Here is an 18556-nt window from a genome sequence, read left to right as displayed (position 1 = left end):
GCCTTTATTGCCATTACAGACAGCAACTTCCAAATCTCAAACGTTTGCTGAGACCGGTTTCGTGAATTAATTGTTTGATAACCAAAATATTGGTGTTATCGGCCAACGCGCGAATGCTGTGCGCCTCCATCGGCTCAAGACGGATAACTTGCAAGCCTTCGGTCTGCAAAACTTCGTCCACCGTTTTGATTTCGGCTTTGCCGTTTAAAACCAAAAGCAAAATAATCGCATCCGCCTCATATGCCGGAATTTCATTATTCTTCTGCAGTGAAAGCTGAACAATCTCTTGATTGCCGTCTGAAGCAATCACGCCGCCCAATAAAGCTTTGGGGTCTAATTCATAATGTTTCATTATTATCCTTTCCGCCCAAACGTTGCCGATTCATGGACAATCGCTCAAGCAAACCAGTACAATACGGCCCATCTTACCGATAGACACAATATTGTCACATGAACATATTAATCTCAAACGACGATGGTTATCTTGCGCCCGGTTTGGCTGTTTTGGCAAGAGTATGTGCAGAATTTGCCAATGTCAGGGTGGTTGCGCCCGAACGCGATCGCAGCGGCGTCAGCAATTCCCTGACTTTAGACCGTCCTTTACAACTGAAACAGGCGGAAAACGGGTTTTACTATGTGAATGGCACCCCTACCGACTGCATTCATGTCGGCCAACACGCCCTTGCCGATTTCAAACCCGACTTAGTTTTGTCCGGCATCAACAACGGCGCAAACATGGGCGACGATACGCTTTATTCCGGTACGGTTGCCGCTGCGACGGAAGCCTACCTGATGGGCATACCCGCCATTGCTTTCTCCCTCGCCGACTCCAGCGCCCGTTATTGGGAAACCGCGGAAAAAGCCGCTTGGATACTGCTTTCCTACTTTCTCAAACGCCCTATTTCCGAACCCATCTTATGGAACATCAATATCCCTGCCGTCGCACCTGAGGATATCCAAGGCATAAAAATTACACGGCTCGGCCGCCGTCATCATGAACAAAGCATTGTTCCCATGTATAATCCACGTGGCGAACAAATTTATTGGATTGGGCCGGTCGGCGATGTTTCCGACAGCGAAGAAGGTACCGACTTTAGCGAATGCGCATCCGGCTTCATCACGATTACCCCCCTGCAAGTCGATTTGACTGCCTACGGACAAATGGAGCAAACCGCTTCCTTTTGGTCAGAAATCCCTGCGCCTTAACAGTCCCTAACAGCCGAACACTTGAGAAACAAGCATATTTTTATTATGATATGCCCCGACGAGAACAATTACCCGAATACGAAAGTCATTAACATGTTGAAAAAAAGTGTATCTTATGCCGGATCGGCAGCTTTGGTTTTATTACTTGCAGCCTGTGCCAGCCAACAACCGGCTCCTGTAGTCGTCGGCACACAAAGCGGTGGTTCAACAACAAGCTCTACCGCTGACAATCCTTACGGTGCAGCGCCTTACAATACCAACACCAGCCCAGCGGCAGATGCTCCATACACTCCGCCGGTAAGTACACCTGCTCCAACGTACAACAGCGGCAGCACCGGCACTTACACGCCTTCTTATGCGCCTGTTGATATTAATGCAGCGACACATACCGTTGTTCGTGGTGATACCGTTTACAACATCTCCAAACGCTACAACATTACCCAAGACAATCTGCGTGCATGGAATAACTTGGCCGACAACACCATCAGCATTGGTCAAACCCTCCGTGTGAAACCTGAAGGCTACGTTGCACCTGCAGCTTCTGCAAGCAAACCTTCTACTCCAACAACTACAACTACTGCTCCGACTCCAAGCACGCCTGCCAATACACCGACCGTATCTACCGGCAGCAGCCGCAACGTCAGCGGCATCACATGGCAGCGTCCGACTACCGGTAACGTTATCGCCAACTTCGGCGGCAGCAACAAAGGTGTGGATATCGCCGGTACGCAAGGCCAGCCTGTTGTTGCAGCGGCAGACGGTAAAGTCGTTTACGCAGGCTCAGGCTTGCGCGGTTACGGCAACTTGGTCATCATCCAACACAACTCCTCATTCTTGAGCGCATACGGTCACAACCAACGCCTGCTGGTTAATGAAAACCAAACCGTGAAACGCGGTCAAACCATTGCGCACATGGGTAATACCGATGCATCCCGCACTCAGTTGCACTTTGAAATCCGTCAAAACGGCAAACCAGTCAATCCGGCAAATTATGTTGCCTTCTAAGCTGATTCAAGCAACCTAATTTCAATTCAATCCCTGCCTAAATATCATTTAGGTAGGGATTGTTTGTACCGGTTTCCCATGAAATTTCATCTTCCTCTTCTTTATACCCTGCTATTGGGCGGTTGCGCCGCGTTTTTGCCATCATTGGACGAACGCACCCAAAGCAGTTATCTTGACATCCCTTCAACGCCGCGACTGGACAGCGCCTTAGGTATTCCTTCTACCCCCTCCAAGGCCGATATTTCCCATATCTATCTGCTGAACGATGCCCATGAAGCCTTTGTTGCCCGAGCAGCCTTAATTGAAGCCGCCGACCATACTCTTGATTTGCAGTACTATATCTGGCACAACGACATCTCCGGCAAGCTTTTGTTCAACCTGATTCATCGCGCGGCCGAACGCGGCGTCCGTGTGCGTTTGCTTCTGGACGACAACAACACCAACGGCATGGATGATCTCCTGCTGGCACTCGACAATCATCCCAATATCGAAGTCCGTCTGTTTAATCCCTTCATTTTCAGAAAATGGCGTGCGCTCGGCTACGTTGCCGACTTTCCGCGACTTAACCGCCGAATGCACAACAAATCCTTTACCGCCGACAACCGTGCCACCATTTTGGGCGGACGCAATATCGGCGACGAATATTTTAAGGTTAACGACGATACCATCTTTGCCGACCTCGATATCCTCGCAACAGGACGCGTAGTAACAGAAGTGTCCCAAGACTTCGACCGCTACTGGGCAAGCCATTCCGCCTACAATGCAAGTAGCATAATCAAACGGGGAAACCTGCAAAAAGGACTAGCCGAACTTAATTACACCGACCAAGATAAAAACCAAACGCTCATCCGCTACCGTCAAAGCATTGAACACTCCAACCTCTATCAAAAAATACAGAGCAACCTTATGGAGTGGCAAAGTGTCAGCACACGCCTGATCAGCGATGACCCGGCCAAAGGCTTAGACCGTGACCGGCATAAACCGCCTATTTCCGAACGCCTACAAGACGCCCTCAAGCAACCTGAAAAAAGCGTTTACCTTGTCTCACCCTATTTTGTGCCCACAAAATCGGGCGTTAAAGCCATAGAAAAGCTGATTCACAACGGCGTGGACGTTACCGTTTTGACCAATTCGCTCCAAGCAACCGACGTTGCCGCCGTCCATTCCGGCTACGTCAAATACCGCAAGCCCTTGCTTAAAGCTGGGGTCAAACTCTATGAGCTCCAGCCCAACCACGCCGTTCCGACCTCCAAAGACCGCGGCTTGACCGGTAGCTCCGCCACCAGCTTGCACGCCAAAACATTCATCGTGGACGAGAAACGCATTTTCATCGGCTCATTCAACCTCGACCCACGTTCCGCACGCCTCAATACCGAAATGGGTGTCGTCATCGAAAGTCCCCAAATCGCAGGCCAAATGCAGCGCACCCTCGTTACGACCACCCCAAACTACGCCTATCAGGTAACGCTTGGCAATTACAATAAACTATACTGGTATGACCCAAGTGAAAAACGAACTTACGCACAAGAACCAGAAGCCAAATTCTGGAAACGGGTTACTTCAAAAATCCTGTCCATCCTGCCCATAGAAGGATTATTATAGAGACCGTCTGAAAACATAAATCATGCGACCGGAGAAATTCACCATGTCTCGACTCATCTGCAAAACCCTATTTGTTTGTACCACCAGCCTATTGTTGGCCTCCTGCGGCACCACCAGCAAACACAAATCCCACAAGCCGCAAATAACCGCCAGAAAAGTCCAACCTGTCCGCATTTCCCATATTGACCGCACACAAGGTTCGCAGGAATTGATGCTTCACAGCATGGGCCTGATCGGCACGCCCTACAAATGGGGCGGCAGTACCACAGCCACAGGCTTTGACTGCAGCGGCATGATCCAATTCGTCTATAAAAACGCCCTCAATGTCAATCTGCCACGCACCGCACGCGATATGGCCGCAGCCAGCCGTAAAATTTCCGATGACAAATTAAAAGCCGGCGATCTTGTCTTTTTCAATACCGGCGGCGCACACAAATATTCCCATGTCGGCCTCTACATCGGCAACGGCGAATTCATCCACGCCCCCAGCAGCGGCAAAACCATCAAAACCGAAAAACTTTCCACCCCGTTCTACGCCAAAAACTATTTGGGCGCACATACCTTTTTTACTGAATAAATCAAGGCCGTCTGAAAGGTATCGCCACATCATCGATACCTTTCAATCTATTGCTGATGAGTCAAGCTTGATTACAAGATAAGCCCTGCAAAAATTTACCCATAACAAAACACCATCAAGGAAATATCATGCACACAGAATCCGTTCTAACCCTCCTCAAAACCCTGCAAAACCAAATCTGCGCCGCGCTGGAGCAAGAAGATGGCGAAGCCAAATTTGTGCATGAAGCGTGGACGGGGAAACTGGGTATCGGCGAAACCCGCGTATTGAAAAACGGCGCAGTATTCGAGCAGGCCGGTGTAAATTTTTCGCATGTAAAGGGAACCAAAATGCCGGCTTCTGCCACTGCCCATCGTCCTGAATTGGCAGGCGCGGCGTTTGAAGCCATGGGCGTGTCGCTGGTCATTCATCCGAAAAATCCTTATGTCCCGACCAGCCATGCCAATGTGCGCTTTTTTATTGCCTATCCTGAAAATGCCGAGCCGGTTTGGTGGTTTGGCGGCGGCTTTGATTTGACGCCGTTTTATCCTTTTGAAGAAGATATCGTGCATTGGCACACAGTGGTGCGAGACGTATGCACGCCATTTGGCGAATCGGTTTATTCTGAATTCAAACAATGGTGTGACGAATATTTCTACTTGAAACACCGTAACGAAACACGCGGCGTGGGCGGCCTGTTTTTTGACGATTTAAACCGTTGGGATTTCGATACCTGCCTGAATTTTATCAAGGCGGTTGGGGAAGGCTATATCGCAGCGTATCTGCCGATTGTGGCCAAACGTAAAAACACGCCTTATGGAGAACGTGAACGAGATTTCCAACTCTACCGTCGCGGACGCTATGTCGAGTTTAACTTGGTTTGGGACAGAGGCACGCTGTTCGGCCTGCAAAGCGGCGGCCGTACGGAAAGCATTTTGATGTCCATGCCGCCTTTGGTACGCTTCGAGTATCAATATGTGCCGGAAGAAGGTTCACCCGAAGCACGCCTCAATCAATTCCTTATACCGCGCAACTGGCTGGAAGAAGCCGGCAGATAGTTTTACCTATAAGAGGCCGTCTGAAAAGCGATTCTCACTGGTTGAGACTACCTTTTCAGACGGCCTTTGCTTCAATTGCTTTGAATTTGCATACCTTTGCCTATCATGCTGTTTCATCTCTATAGAGTTTTTGAGACAATGCGCCCATATAAAAATCACCTCACAAACCACACTAAAAAGGAATAATCGGTGAAACGCATTTTCTTATTTATCGCAACCAATATCGCAGTTCTGGTTGTCATCCGTATTATTTTGGCCATCTTGGGCATCAACAGTACCGACCAAGTCGGCAGCCTGTTGGCTTATTCCGCAGTCGTCGGCTTCAGCGGCTCGATTGTCTCTTTGCTGATGTCGAAAACCATTGCCAAACATTCGGTCGGCGCCGTCGTCATCGACCAGCCCCAAAGCGAAGAAGAAGCTTGGCTGTTGGCAACTGTTGAAGCGCAAGCCCGCCAATGGAATCTGAAAACGCCCGAAGTAGCCATTTACGACTCCCCAGAGCCTAATGCCTTTGCAACCGGCGCGACCAAAAACAGCTCGCTCATCGCTGTCAGCACCGGCCTGCTCGACCACATGACCCGCGATGAAGTCGAAGCCGTTTTGGCGCATGAAATGGCACACGTCGGCAACGGCGATATGGTAACGCTGACACTGATTCAAGGTATTGTGAATACTTTTGTTGTCTTCTTGGCGCGTATTGTTTCCAGCATGGTGGCGCGCAACAATGACGGCAGTACGTCGCAAGGTACATATTTCATGGTCAGCATGGTATTGCAGATCGTATTCGGCTTCCTCGCCAGCATCATTGTGATGTGGTTCAGCCGCCAACGCGAATACCGCGCCGATGCGGGCGCTGCAAAACTGGTGGGCGCGCCGAAAATGATTGCCGCCCTGCAACGCTTAAAAGGCAGCACCAGCGATCTGCCGCAAACCATGACCGCAATGGGCATTGCCAGCGAAGCCAAAGATTCTTGGTTCAGCACCCATCCTTCTTTGGACAACCGCATCAACCGTTTGAAAAACCGCTAATCGAAAACATCAAGGCCGTCTGAAACATCAATTTCAGACGGCCTTTTTTTATTTCTTCATCAAAGCCCGTTTGATGATAATCATCCAGTCTTTCTTATCCAACAGCGGCCGCTGGTTAAACACGTCATATTTGCAACCGTCCAGTTTCTGCAAAATCAACTGGCCGCCGACAATAATCATGCGCAACTCAAAACCGATTCGTCCTTTGAGGGTTTTGCCCAACGGCGAACCGGCCTTCAGTATTTGAAAGGCACGTTGACACTCGTGTGCCATCAGTCGTTGAAAAGCAAAGTCGGCTTTGCCGGCCGCAATCTGTTCTTCGCTGACTTTGAACTTCTGCAAATCTTCCTGAGGGATGTACACGCGCCCTTTCTGCCAATCTGCCGCCACGTCCTGCCAGAAATTAATCAGCTGCAAGGCAGTGCAAATGCCGTCGCTTTGCGCTATGCTCACTTCATCGGTTTGCCCGTACAAATGCAACATAATGCGCCCCACCGGATTGGCGGACAAACGGCAATAGGCAATCAATTCGCCAAAATTTTCATAACGGTTTTTGACCACATCCTGACTGAACGCCGCCAACAAATCGTAAAACAGCTGCAACGGTAATTGAAACGGCTCAATCGCTTCGTTGTACAAACGCTGCATCAAAGCTGTTTGCGATTTCCCACCTTGTGTAATGCGGTCTAACTCTGCCTTCAGTTCGTCCAGTTGGCGCAGGCGTTCGACTGCTTCGGCATTGCCTTCGTCGGCAATATCGTCCGCCGTCCGCGCAAAAGCGTAAACGGCGTGAACCGGCTTGCGCAAACGGCGCGGCAGCACAATAGAGCCGACTGGGAAGTTTTCGTAATGATTGACTGACATGGGGAAATCCGAAAATTTAAAATAAAGTGTTTTTGCTGACAGGCCGTCTGAAATTCAGACGGCCTTACGTTTGGCCGCAAAGAAATCCTGCAATACGCTTTGGCATTCTTCTGCCAATATGCCGCCCAAAATTGCGGTATGCTTGTTCAGACGTTTGTCGGCAAACAAATCGACCACGCTGCCTGCCGCACCGGTTTTAGCTTCAGCCGCACCATAAATCACACGCCCGACCCGCGCCTGTATCAAGGCAGATGCGCACATGGAGCAAGGCTCTAAGGTAATGTACACGTCGCAGTCTTCCAAACGGTAGTTTTGCAAGGTCTTACCTGCGGCGGCAAGCGCGTTGATTTCGGCATGATGGCTGACATTGTGGTCGCCAATGCAGGTATTGTGTGTCGCTGCGATTGCCTCGCCTTGATATACGATGACCGCGCCAACCGGCACTTCGCCCAATACCGCCGATTGTTTGGCCTGTTCTATCGCCAACCGCATAAAGGTTTCCATATCGCTTTGCGAAGGGAAAACGGCAACAGGCGGATGTTTTTTCAAATCCTCGCACAGCTCCGTCTTTCTCTCCTCGGAAATACGCCGGGCATCCACACCTGAAACCAACGCAGCCAGTTGCCATAAGGTGCTTTTGGTTACGGTCAAACCCGACGCTTTCAGCAATAGAAATGCGTGGACTGCGCCGATTTCCTGTAAATCTTCCAGCGTACAAATACCCAATTCTTTTAGCGCGGTCAATGCTTTAGGGGCAAGTGGTGGCGTAGTCAGCATGGATTATTCCTGAAAATGCTGACGCGCCAAGGCTAAGGCCGTTTGAACATAATCGCTGTCTGCGTAAGGATCTAACGTGTGCGCCAAAGGAATTTTCCGCAACCAGGTCAACTGGCGTTTGGCAAGCTGGCGCGTGGCGATAATGCCTTTTTCGACAAAGGTGTCATAATCGGTTTCGCCTTCGAGATAATCCCAAGCCTGACGGTAGCCCACGCAGCGCATAGACGGCATATCGGCATGCAGTTGCGGATAATCGCGGCGTAAGGCGTGTATTTCATCTAGGAAACCGTGCTCCAGCATACTTAAAAAGCGTTTTTCGATTTGCTGGTGTAACAAATGGCGGTCTTCGGGGATAAGGGCAACCGTGCATAAATCCAATAAAGACGCAGCCTGCTTCTGCTCTGTGAAATGTTCGCTCAAAGGCCTGCCGGTCAGAAGATAGACTTCCAAAGCGCGCTCAATACGCTGGCTGTCATTGGCTTTCAGACGGCCTGCCGTTATCGGGTCAACTTCCTGCAAACGGCGATACAGGCCTGCCAAACCGTGTTCTTTTTTTTCCGCCTGAAGCTGTGCGCGCACCGCCGCATCCGCGCCGGGCAAATCGTTCAAACCTTCCGTCAGCGCATGGAAATACATCATCGTGCCGCCGACAATCAGCGGATAGCGACCGCACGCATGTATTTCGTTCACCAAGCGCACGCAGTCGCCGACAAAATCCGCCGCGCTGTAACTTTCCAGCGGCGAGATAATATCAATCAAATGATGCGGTACGGCAACAAGCTCTTCGGCAGTCGGCTTGGCCGTACCGATGTCCATGCCGCAATACACCAGCGCGGAATCCAAACTGATGATTTCTACCGGCAACGATCGGGCAATATTTAAGGCCAGTGCGGTTTTACCGCCGGCGGTCGGGCCGAGTACGGCGAAGGCTTTGGGCGCGTTCATAAGAAAACGGAAAAATTAAAAATGCGATTATAGCAAACCCGGGCAAACCATATTTCAGGCCGTCTGAAACATTTGCTCTACATTATCAAAAGCGTTACACTTGCTGCGCCGTTTCAGACGGCCTTTTATATTGATTTCAAACCTGCTGCTGCCGTCATTGCGCCGGCAGTCAAGCCGTCAGCGACACTGCGTCGCTGTAAACACGAAAGAACACACTATGACCGTATCTCCCGTAGCCTTGCGCCGTCAAACCGAGCGCAAGCCGCATCCGACTGCGCGTTATTGGAAAAAATGCGATGTCGAGGCTTTATTCGGACTGCCTTTCCTCGACCTCGTTTTCCAAGCCGCCGAAATCCACCGCCAAAACTTCAACCCGCGCGAAATCCAGCTTTCCACCCTGCTCTCCATCAAAACCGGCGGCTGCCCCGAAGACTGCGCCTACTGCCCGCAATCGGCACACCACAACACCAATCTGGGCAAAGAGCAAATGATGGATGTGGACGAAATCGTCGAAAAAGCCAAAATTGCCCAATCTCGCGGCGCCAGCCGTTTCTGCATGGGCGCGGCATGGCGCGGCCCCAAACCCAAAGACGTGGCTGTCGTTTCCGAAATCATCAGCGCGGTGAAAGGCTTGGGCATGGAAGTGTGCGGCACCTTCGGCATGCTCGAAGACGGCATGGCTGAAGACTTCAAAAAAGCCGGTCTGGACTACTACAACCACAACCTCGACACCGACCCTGAACGCTACAACGACATCATCCACACCCGCAAACACGAAGACCGCATGGATACTTTGGGCAAAGTCCGCAATGCCGGTTTGAAAGTCTGCTGCGGCGGCATCGTCGGCATGAACGAAACCCGCGCCGAACGCGCAGGCCTGATTGCCAGCCTTGCCAACCTCGACCCGCAACCCGAAAGCGTGCCGATCAACCAGTTGGTCAAAGTGGAAGGCACGCCGCTGGCCGATGCCGAAGATTTGGACTGGACAGAATTTGTCCGCACCATCGCTGTGGCGCGCATTACCATGCCCGAGAGCTACGTCCGCCTGTCCGCAGGCCGCAGCAATATGCCGGAATCCATGCAGGCCATGTGTTTCATGGCTGGCGCAAACTCGATTTTCTACGGCGACAAGCTGCTGACTACGGGCAATCCGGACGAAGACGGCGACCGCCTGCTAATGGAAAAATTGAATTTGTATCCGCTGCGCTTTGAATTGGAAGAAGAATACAAAGCCGCGCAGGAAACACCCAAAATCAAAGTCGACTATTAACCGCCATCATAATGCCGTCTGAAAGGACAGGCTTTCAGACGGCATACGGCACTCCGGCACGCGGCGCAACATCAGGCGCGGCGCGTGCCGCCCCGTCCGAAGCCTGATAAACAAACCAATAAGGAAATACGATGAAACACATACTCCCCCTGATTGCCGCATCCGCACTCTGCATTTCAACCGCTTCGGCACATCCTACCGGCGAACCGTCCACCCAAAACGAAACCGCTATGACCACGCATACCCTCACCTCAAAATACAGCTTTGACGAAACCGTCAGCCGCCTTGAAACCGCCATAAAAAGCAAAGGAATGGACATTTTTGCCGTCATTGACCATCAGGAAGCCGCCCGCCGAAACGGCTTAACGATGCAGCCGGCAAAAGTCATCGTCTTCGGCACGCCCAAAGCCGGCACGCCGCTGATGGTCAAAGACCCCGCCTTCGCCCTGCAACTGCCCCTGCGCGTCCTCGTTACCGAAACGGACGGCAAAGTACGCGCCGCCTATACCGATACGCGCGCCCTCATCGCCGGCAGCCGCATCGGTTTTGACGAAGTGGCAAACACTTTGGCAAACGCCGAAAAACTGATACAAAAAACCGTAGGCGAATAAGCCCGTCGCCGACATAAAAGGCCGTCTAAAACTTTTTCAGACGGCCTTTTATCGTTATTCAGCATCAAAACCTTCAATCTTCCGTATCCATTCTTCCTTTTCCGCCTCGCTCAAAAACGAAGCGCGGAACGAATTGGCGCACAAGGTTTTGATTTCTTCCGCACTCAAATCCAAAGCCTCGGCAAGCGCTTCAAAATTGCGGTTCATATAGCCGCCGAAATATGCCGGATCATCGGAATTGACGGTTACCAAGACGCCGCGTTGCAACATACGGCGCAAATTGTGTTTCGCCATTTCAGGGAACACTTTTAATTTCAAATTGCTCAACGGGCAAACGGTCAACGGCATTTGTTCTTTAATCAAACGCGCCATCAAGGCCTCATCTTCTTCCGCCCGTACGCCATGATCGATACGGCGGATATGCAGCAAGTCCAAAGCCTCATAAACATATTCCGGCGGGCCTTCTTCTCCGGCATGTGCCACCGTCAACAAACCCTCCGCCCGCGCCTGCGCAAACACGCGCTCGAACTTGGACGGCGGATGCCCCTGCTCGCTCGAATCCAAGCCTACGCCAATGATGTGTTCCTTATAAGGCAAAGCCTGATTTAAGGTTTCAAATGCGCTTTCTTCCGACAAATGACGCAGGAAACACATAATCAAACGCGTGCTTATTCCCCATTGCTGTCCGGCTTCATGACAGGCGCGGACAATGCCGTTAATCACGGTTTCAAACGCCACACCCCGCGCAATATGGGTTTGCGGATCGAAAAATATTTCCGTATGCACGACATTGTCTTCACGGCAACGCTCAAGATACGCGCGGGTCAAATCGTAAAAATCCGCCTCGTGCAACAATACGCCGGCACCGGCATAATAAATATCCAAAAACGACTGCAGATTGTGAAAATCATAAGCCTGCCGTACCGCATCGACATTTTCATAAGGAATTGCTATATGGTTGCGCTTGGCGATTTCAAACATCAGCCCCGGCTCAAACGTCCCTTCGATATGAACGTGCAACTCGGCTTTGGGCAGGGCTTGGATAAATTGTTTGATATTCATATTTTCTCTGATTTTCTGTTTATATTTAATATTGAAGGCCGTCTGAAACTTTCAGACGGCCTTTGACCATTTATCTGTTAAAAACCATTTTCCATCATGATTTCGCCGGGGATGCGGTTGCGGTGCATAGCGTAGCCCAAATCCATCAAGGCTTGGAAAGTGTCTTTGACCATTGCCGGATTGCCACAGACCATAAAGCGCGTATCGGCCTTGGTGAACTTGAAGCCGACTTTTTCTTCCAAGCCGCCATTCTTCAGCAATTCGGGAATCCGTTTGCCACTCAATGCGCCTTCCGTTTCCTCACGCGTGGTGACCGGAACAAAAGTGAATTTATGGAAATATTCTTCAATCAGCGGATGCTCTTTCAAATCGGCAAGGCGCTGGTTGAAAATCAACTCGTCGGCGTAAGAGACGGAATGCGCCAAAACCAAACGGTCGAAACGCTGCCAAATTTCAGGCTGCTCAATAATAGAGAGGAAAGGCGCAATGCCTGAACCCGTGCAGAGCATAACCAAATCTTTGCCGTCGGGGAAACGCTCGGGCAAGAGGAAACCGGTAGCCGTTTTATCCAGCAAAATAGTATCGCCCTCTTTCATCGCAGCAAAACGCGCCGACATCGGGCCGCCTTCGATTAATACTGCGAAATACTCAAGCGTATCGGCGTATTCGGCAGACACGACAGAATACGCGCGCCAAATAAAGCCCTCGCCGTCACGGAAACCAAGGCGCGAAAACTGCCCTGCCGAAAAACGGTAGGACTCAGGGCGGCTGATGGCAAAAGTCATCAGCTTGGGCGTATAGTGTTTGATCCACAAGACTTTTTCTTCTGTAAACTTGGCTTCTGGAGAAGCTGCCATAATAGGTTTCCTTGATATTCGGTATCAGTTTCAAATAGGGCTTATTATAAAGATTCAAAAGGCCGTCTGAAATATTTATTTTCAGACGGCCTTTAAGATTATTCACGGCGCAAACGGATATTGATGCCTTTTTGTTCCAAAATCAAATCGTTACCATCAAAACGATAGTTCCACACGCTTTGTTTACGCAAAAACGCATCTTCCAGCTTCATGTCTTCACACAGCATCATACTTACCGCAATATGGCCAAAATCAATTTTGTCCGCTCCGATTACATTCGCTTGAAACATCATACCGTTGCAACCCATATTGCCATAAGCCTTAGGCATTTTGCTGAAATCCAAATAGGCGTTTTTATCTGCCAATTCTTTTTCAGTGAATTTATTGAAAGCGACAACACGCCATTTAGCGGCTAAAGTAGGCATTTTCATTTGCTTTGATTCAGATGATTTGCTAGAAGAAATATGTGGCTGACTTGATAAAGGCTTATCGGCAGGCGTAGAACAAGCAACCAATACAAATGCACCAATCATTGCTGAAATAAGGGTTTTCATGACTCATCCTTTTTTAGAAATCTTCTTTATCGTCTAACTGTACACCAAACGGACAACGGCTTTTTTACTATCCGCATCAAAAAATAGGTACAACTCATCGCAACCATATTCCTGAAATTTATATCCGCTCAAATAGCCGACATAAGAAAAAACTTTTCCATCATCTCGTTTGGGTGTATCCACTAAATTACCGTACTCTTCTTGGAACATTCCATCAATATGGTTAAAACCTTCTTCCAACATACCCTCTGATAATCCGCCGGCATCCTCAATCAAATCTCTATCCAACCCGTCATCCTGACATTGTGAATCTGCAGCTTCCTTCAATGCAACCAATTCTTCCAAAGTATATTTACTGTCCAGCTCAATGGGTACATATCCCTGAAGGAATTTTCCATATTTCAGATACAAATTTTTGATGGCATTAAAACAAAGATGATTGATTCTATATACGTTTTCTAATTCTTCCTGCGTATCCTGCCGATAAATATGCGGCGTTTTATACCAAGCTGCCTGATCAAAACTCATACCCTGTTTTTCCGCAATCTTTTGCGCCTGTTCCATTATTCTGGTTTTAATTTCAGACGGCATTTCCTTGTTTTCCAAAATAAAAAAATGCCAATCGCCATTAAATCGATATTTACCGTTCTCATCGACATCAAAACAAATACTGTCCTCAAAATTATAGCGGTCATGAAATGCCGATGTATGCTCACCTACGCAACCCGAATGAATTTCCGCAGGCTGGACGAAATGTATCCAAAACTCTTCACTATCAGGACGTATAAATTGAAGATTAAGCGAACAAATGGGTAAAAAATGTTTCGCGTGTCGCTCTATCTCTTCAGAAAAAACTTCTTCCGGAGAGGGGAATGGACGAATAAATTTTTCAGGGATATTCATCTTAATCACCATAATTTAAAGGCCGTCTGAAAAACTATCCACCTTCAGACGGCCTTTAAGCCTTATTTACAAAGTCGTATCCAATGCTTTGGAAATATCGTTCCAAATATCGTCCACATCTTCGATACCGACAGAGAAACGCAGCAGGCCGACTTTGATGCCCATTTCCATTTTCACATCATGCGGCACGCCGCTGTGGGATTGGGAATAGCAATGGTTGACCAAACTTTCCACTCCGCCAAGGCTAGAAGCCATTTTGACCAGTTTCATGTTTTTAATCACACTATTGGCCGCTTCACGCGTGTCGTTTTTGAGGTAAACCGTAACCACGCCACCGATGCCTTTGGGCATTTGTGCTTGGGCGAGTTCGTAATGTTCGTGAGACGGCAGGCCGGGATAGAACACTTTTTCAATGGCAGGATGGGCTTCCAAACGGCGCGCGATTTCGAGTGCGTTTTGGCAATGGGCGTTCATGCGTAGAGCCAGTGTTTTAATACCGCGCAACACCAGCCAACAATCCATCGGACCTGCAATCGCGCCGGTATGCACCATCATGTCGTGCAAAGGCTGCGCCAGCTCTTTGGTTTTGGCAACGACTACGCCCATCAGTACGTCCGAATGGCCGCACAAATATTTGGTAGCGGAATGGAACACAAAATCACAGCCCATATCCAACGGCTGTTGCAGATACGGCGTGGCAAAGGTGTTGTCGATGCCGACCAGCGCACCGGCTGCTTTGGCTTTCGCGGCAAGCGCTTTGATGTCCACCAAGCGCAAAAGCGGATTGGACGGCGTTTCCAGCCAAACCAGTTTGACATTGTGCGCTTTAAGCAGCTCGTCCAGATTATCCGGATTGCCCAAATCGGCAAAAACAACGTTCACACCCCATTTTTGATAAACATCGACCAATAAATCATAAGCGCCGCCGTAAATATCGGCGACTGCGACAATGGTATCGCCCGGGCGCAGGAAAGTACGCCATACGGCATCAATCCCCGCCATACCGCTGGAAAACGCAAAGCCGGCCACACCGTGCTCCAAATCGGCAACGGTATCTTCCAAGACCTGTCGGGTCGGGTTGCTCAGGCGCGAGTAGCGGTAAGGCACATTTTCGCCAATCTCGTGCAACGCGAACATACTGTTTTGATAAATCGGCGGCATCAGCGCACGGTTGTGTTCGTCGCAATCGTAGCTGGAATGGATGGCTTTCGTGGCGAATTTCATTGGGTCTCTGCCTATATAGATGTGAATAATTGAAGATTTTATCACTATCTGAAAAATAGAAACAATCAATGCAGGCGGATAAAGCAAGTGATATAATCTCGCATTTGCAAATCGGCCGACACGAGCCGACTCCCTCCACACGCATCTCAACAATCCTATCATGAAGGACATACCACGCATGAACGCCATTGCAGACGTGCAATCCAGCCGCGATTTACGCAACCTGCCGATTAATCAGGTCGGCATCAAAGACCTGCGCTTTCCAATCTCCCTCAAAAGCAAAGAAGGCGAACAATCCACCGTCGCCCGCCTGACCATGACGGTTTTCCTGCCTGCCGACCAAAAAGGCACGCATATGTCGCGCTTTGTCGCCCTGATGGAAAAACAAACCGATGCTTTGGATTTCGATACGCTGCACAAGCTGACCGCCGATATGGTTGCCCTGTTGGATTCCCATTCCGGCAAAATCAGCGTTACCTTCCCGTTTTTCCGCAAGAAAAGTGCGCCCGTCTCCGGCATCCAATCGCTGCTCGACTATGATGTTACCCTGACCGGCGAAATCAAAAACGGTACATACAGCCACAGCCTGAAAGTGATGGTTCCGGTTACTTCCTTGTGTCCGTGTTCCAAAGAAATTTCCCAATACGGCGCGCACAACCAACGTTCGCATGTGACGGTCAGTCTTATTGCAAACGCGGATGTAGGCATTGAAGAAATCATCGATTACGTCGAAGCACAGGCAAGCTGCCAGCTCTACGGTTTGCTCAAACGCCCTGACGAGAAGTATGTAACGGAAAAAGCATACGAAAATCCGAAGTTTGTCGAAGACATGGTTCGTGATGTGGCCACGGTGTTAATTGCAGACAAACGCATCGAATCATTCGTCGTCGAAAGCGAAAACTTCGAATCGATACACAACCATTCCGCTTACGCTTATATCGCTTATCCTTAAAAGCCGAGCAGAATAAAAACAAAGGCCGTCTGAACATTTCAGACGGCCTTTGGCATAGATTGAACGATAACATGAGACTATCGGTCATATATGGGCAACTCTATTTCGATATAATTCAAAAGCATTAGATTTCTCTCGCAATATTTAACATAAATTAAGCCGATTGTTTTTTCCATCATTTATAATGACGGTTCCTCAACGGCAACTCCGTAGATACTATGAAAAAATTCCTTTATTTCCTCATTGCATTTTTAGGCTTGAGCAGCTTCGCATTCGCAGTAGATGCCAATGATTTACTGCCTCCAGAGCAAGCCTTTGTACCTCAAGTCAATGTAACCGACCAAGGCATCAGCGTGCAGTTCAAAATCGCCGACGGCTACTATATGTACCAGTCCAAAATCGTTGCAGCGACCAATCCTGACAAAATCCTAGGCGAACCCAAATTCAGCAAAGGCGAAGAAAAAGAAGACGAATTCTTCGGCAAACAAACGGTTTACCACCATACCGCACAGGTTGACCTGCCTTACAAACAAGCCGCACCGCAATACAAACTGACGCTGACTTATCAAGGCTGTGCCGAAGCCGGTGTATGTTATCCGCCTGTGGACACCGAGTTTGACGTAAAAGGCAACGGGGTTTATCAGCCGCAAAGCGATGAGCCGGTTTCTGCCAAAGACCGCTTTTTACAACCGTCCGCCTCTTCAGACGGCCAAATGCCAACGCAACCCAGTACAAACAATCCCGACAGCAGCCGCTTCAAGCTCTCTTGGGATACTTTAAACGCCAACCTGTTGGCGTTTTTTGTCGCAGGTTTAGGCTTAAGCTTTACCGCCTGTATGTATCCGCTCCTGCCGATTGTTTCCAGTATTGTCGTGGGCGATAAAAAAGCCGGCAAAGGCCGCGCGTTTACCTTGTCTATGGTATATGTACAAGGCTTGGCATTGACCTATACCTTGGTCGGCGTGATTGCCGGTTTGACCGGTGCGCTGTTGACCGTATGGCTGCAACAGCCTTGGGTCGTACTTGCCGCCGCCGCGCTGATGGTGGTACTGGCTATGTCCATGTTCGGCCTCTTCAATATCCAACTGCCCAACTCCGTCCAATCCTATTTCCAAAACCAAAGCAACAAACTCTCCGGCGGCAAAATCATTTCCGTCTTCATCATGGGTATTTTGTCCGCCCTGATTGTCGGCCCTTGCGTTGCGCCTCCGCTGGCATTTGCTTTGGGCTATATCGGCCAGACCGGCGATGCCGTATTGGGCGGTCTTGCGCTTTATGTCTTGGCACTCGGCACCGGCGTGCCGCTCATCATCATCGGTACATTCGGCGGCCATATCCTGCCTAAAGCAGGCGACTGGATGAACGGCATCAAATACGCATTCGGCTTCATCTTGCTGGCTGTTGCCGTATACCTTGCTACACCGCATCTGCCTTATTTCGCAGTAGTCAGCCTCTACACCTTGCTGATGATTGTTCCCGCCCTTATGCTTTTAGCGAAATCCGGCAAACAAAAAGGCCGTCTGAAAACGGTTGCCGCCGTATTGGGCTTTTTACTGCTGATTGGCGGCTCATGGTTTGGCTGGCAAAGCCTCAATAAACAAACCACCGCCCTCCACCACTTCTTAACGCTGGTTCCGCCATCCGAAGCCGGACAAGAAACCGACCACGGCAAGATGTTTACCGATGTCAGCGAACTCAAAGCCGCTATGGATGCCGCCTTGAAAGCCGATCCAAGCAAGCCCGTGCTGATTGATTTCTACGCCGACTGGTGCGTATCCTGCAAAGAAATGGCCGCCTACACGCTCAACCAACCGCAGGTACACGAAGCGGTCGATATGCAGCGCTTCTTCCAAATCGACGTAACTGCCAACACTCCCGACCATCAGGCCTTACTGAAAGAATACGGCCTCTTCGGTCCTCCGGGCGTGTTTGTTGTCCGCGCCGACGGCAGTCATAGCGAAGCCTTATTAGGCTTTGTCAAACCCGATGCCTTCATCGAATGGTATCGCAAAAACGAGAAATAGCCGTCTATAAAAAGGCCGTCTGAAAACAGATTTTCAGACGGCCTTTTCTTATGTTTA

Annotated in this window: 19 protein-coding genes; 10 read left to right on the top strand and 9 right to left on the bottom strand. The window is 49.7% G+C overall.

Annotated elements, in window-relative coordinates:
* Positions 1-13: 13 nt before the first annotated feature.
* Positions 14-352, bottom strand: a complete 339-nt coding sequence (locus ACTHSA_RS07295; protein WP_004520298.1) for a hypothetical protein — start codon at positions 350-352, stop codon at positions 14-16.
* A 98-nt stretch (positions 353-450) separates the two neighbouring features.
* Here ACTHSA_RS07295 and surE point away from each other — a divergent pair, with 98 nt between their 5' ends.
* From surE to htpX, 6 genes are all read left to right on the top strand, one after another.
* On the top strand, positions 451-1206 hold the full coding sequence (surE, locus tag ACTHSA_RS07290) for a 5'/3'-nucleotidase SurE (RefSeq protein WP_004520297.1): 756 nt from the start codon (positions 451-453) through the stop codon (positions 1204-1206).
* 93 nt (positions 1207-1299) lie between these two features.
* The gene (locus ACTHSA_RS07285) at positions 1300-2211 is read left to right on the top strand and encodes a peptidoglycan DD-metalloendopeptidase family protein (RefSeq protein WP_049335267.1); all 912 of its coding nucleotides are present in this window, start codon (positions 1300-1302) and stop codon (positions 2209-2211) included.
* 78 nt (positions 2212-2289) lie between these two features.
* A complete protein-coding gene (locus ACTHSA_RS07280) occupies positions 2290-3813 on the top strand; it encodes a phospholipase D family protein (protein WP_004520295.1) in 1524 nt (507 codons plus the stop codon).
* A 43-nt stretch (positions 3814-3856) separates the two neighbouring features.
* A complete protein-coding gene (locus ACTHSA_RS07275; RefSeq protein WP_004520294.1) occupies positions 3857-4390 on the top strand; it encodes a C40 family peptidase in 534 nt (177 codons plus the stop codon).
* 128 nt (positions 4391-4518) lie between these two features.
* Positions 4519-5427, top strand: coding sequence for an oxygen-dependent coproporphyrinogen oxidase (gene hemF, locus ACTHSA_RS07270; protein WP_004520293.1), 909 nt, complete (start codon positions 4519-4521; stop codon positions 5425-5427).
* 189 nt (positions 5428-5616) lie between these two features.
* Complete coding sequence (gene htpX / locus ACTHSA_RS07265) at positions 5617-6456, top strand: protease HtpX (protein WP_004520292.1); 840 nt, start codon at positions 5617-5619, stop codon at positions 6454-6456.
* Between the two features lie 48 nt (positions 6457-6504).
* On the opposite strand, the gene hpnC is transcribed toward htpX, so the two are convergent.
* The 3 genes from hpnC to miaA are packed head-to-tail and all read right to left on the bottom strand — an operon-like array spanning position 6505 to position 9042.
* Entirely contained in the window at positions 6505-7320 is an 816-nt protein-coding gene (gene hpnC, locus ACTHSA_RS07260; protein ID WP_004519881.1) for a squalene synthase HpnC, read from the bottom strand.
* Positions 7321-7374: 54 nt separating this feature from the next.
* Positions 7375-8097: a tRNA adenosine(34) deaminase TadA gene (gene tadA, locus ACTHSA_RS07255; protein ID WP_004519882.1), complete on the bottom strand. Its 723-nt coding sequence runs from the start codon at positions 8095-8097 to the stop codon at positions 7375-7377.
* A 3-nt stretch (positions 8098-8100) separates the two neighbouring features.
* Entirely contained in the window at positions 8101-9042 is a 942-nt protein-coding gene (miaA, locus tag ACTHSA_RS07250) for a tRNA (adenosine(37)-N6)-dimethylallyltransferase MiaA (RefSeq protein ID WP_440378846.1), read from the bottom strand.
* Positions 9043-9259: 217 nt separating this feature from the next.
* Here miaA and bioB point away from each other — a divergent pair, with 217 nt between their 5' ends.
* Together bioB and ACTHSA_RS07240 are read left to right on the top strand one after the other, a co-directional pair.
* On the top strand, positions 9260-10312 hold the full coding sequence (gene bioB, locus ACTHSA_RS07245; RefSeq protein WP_070461800.1) for a biotin synthase BioB: 1053 nt from the start codon (positions 9260-9262) through the stop codon (positions 10310-10312).
* 131 nt (positions 10313-10443) lie between these two features.
* Positions 10444-10923: a DUF302 domain-containing protein gene (locus ACTHSA_RS07240; protein WP_003680761.1), complete on the top strand. Its 480-nt coding sequence runs from the start codon at positions 10444-10446 to the stop codon at positions 10921-10923.
* A gap of 54 nt (positions 10924-10977) precedes the next feature.
* On the opposite strand, the gene ACTHSA_RS07235 is transcribed toward ACTHSA_RS07240, so the two are convergent.
* The 5 genes from ACTHSA_RS07235 to ACTHSA_RS07215 all read right to left on the bottom strand — a co-directional run bounded on the left by ACTHSA_RS07235 (position 10978) and on the right by ACTHSA_RS07215 (position 15523).
* Entirely contained in the window at positions 10978-11985 is a 1008-nt protein-coding gene (locus ACTHSA_RS07235; RefSeq protein WP_070695634.1) for an adenosine deaminase, read from the bottom strand.
* A 77-nt stretch (positions 11986-12062) separates the two neighbouring features.
* Complete coding sequence (locus ACTHSA_RS07230; protein WP_004519886.1) at positions 12063-12842, bottom strand: ferredoxin--NADP reductase; 780 nt, start codon at positions 12840-12842, stop codon at positions 12063-12065.
* A gap of 98 nt (positions 12843-12940) precedes the next feature.
* Positions 12941-13396, bottom strand: a complete 456-nt coding sequence (locus ACTHSA_RS07225) for an META domain-containing protein (protein WP_039862177.1) — start codon at positions 13394-13396, stop codon at positions 12941-12943.
* Positions 13397-13429: 33 nt separating this feature from the next.
* Entirely contained in the window at positions 13430-14299 is an 870-nt protein-coding gene (locus ACTHSA_RS07220; protein WP_141744538.1) for a hypothetical protein, read from the bottom strand.
* A 66-nt stretch (positions 14300-14365) separates the two neighbouring features.
* Positions 14366-15523 carry a trans-sulfuration enzyme family protein gene (locus tag ACTHSA_RS07215; RefSeq protein ID WP_039862178.1) on the bottom strand — a complete coding sequence of 386 codons (1158 nt, stop codon included), beginning with the start codon at positions 15521-15523 and terminating at the stop codon, positions 14366-14368.
* Positions 15524-15701: 178 nt separating this feature from the next.
* Between ACTHSA_RS07215 and folE2 the strand changes: the two genes are divergently transcribed.
* Complete coding sequence (gene folE2, locus ACTHSA_RS07210) at positions 15702-16475, top strand: GTP cyclohydrolase FolE2 (RefSeq protein ID WP_004519889.1); 774 nt, start codon at positions 15702-15704, stop codon at positions 16473-16475.
* Positions 16476-16693: 218 nt separating this feature from the next.
* Entirely contained in the window at positions 16694-18499 is a 1806-nt protein-coding gene (gene dsbD, locus ACTHSA_RS07205) for a protein-disulfide reductase DsbD (RefSeq protein WP_070695637.1), read from the top strand.
* Positions 18500-18556 lie beyond the last annotated feature (57 nt).

The sequence above is a fragment of the Neisseria sp. P0008.S002 genome (genome assembly GCF_051962805.1).
Taxonomy (GTDB): domain Bacteria; phylum Pseudomonadota; class Gammaproteobacteria; order Burkholderiales; family Neisseriaceae; genus Neisseria; species Neisseria perflava.
The sequence above is the reverse complement of the archived record's forward strand: the minus strand, read 5'-3'. Positions and strand labels throughout refer to the sequence as shown.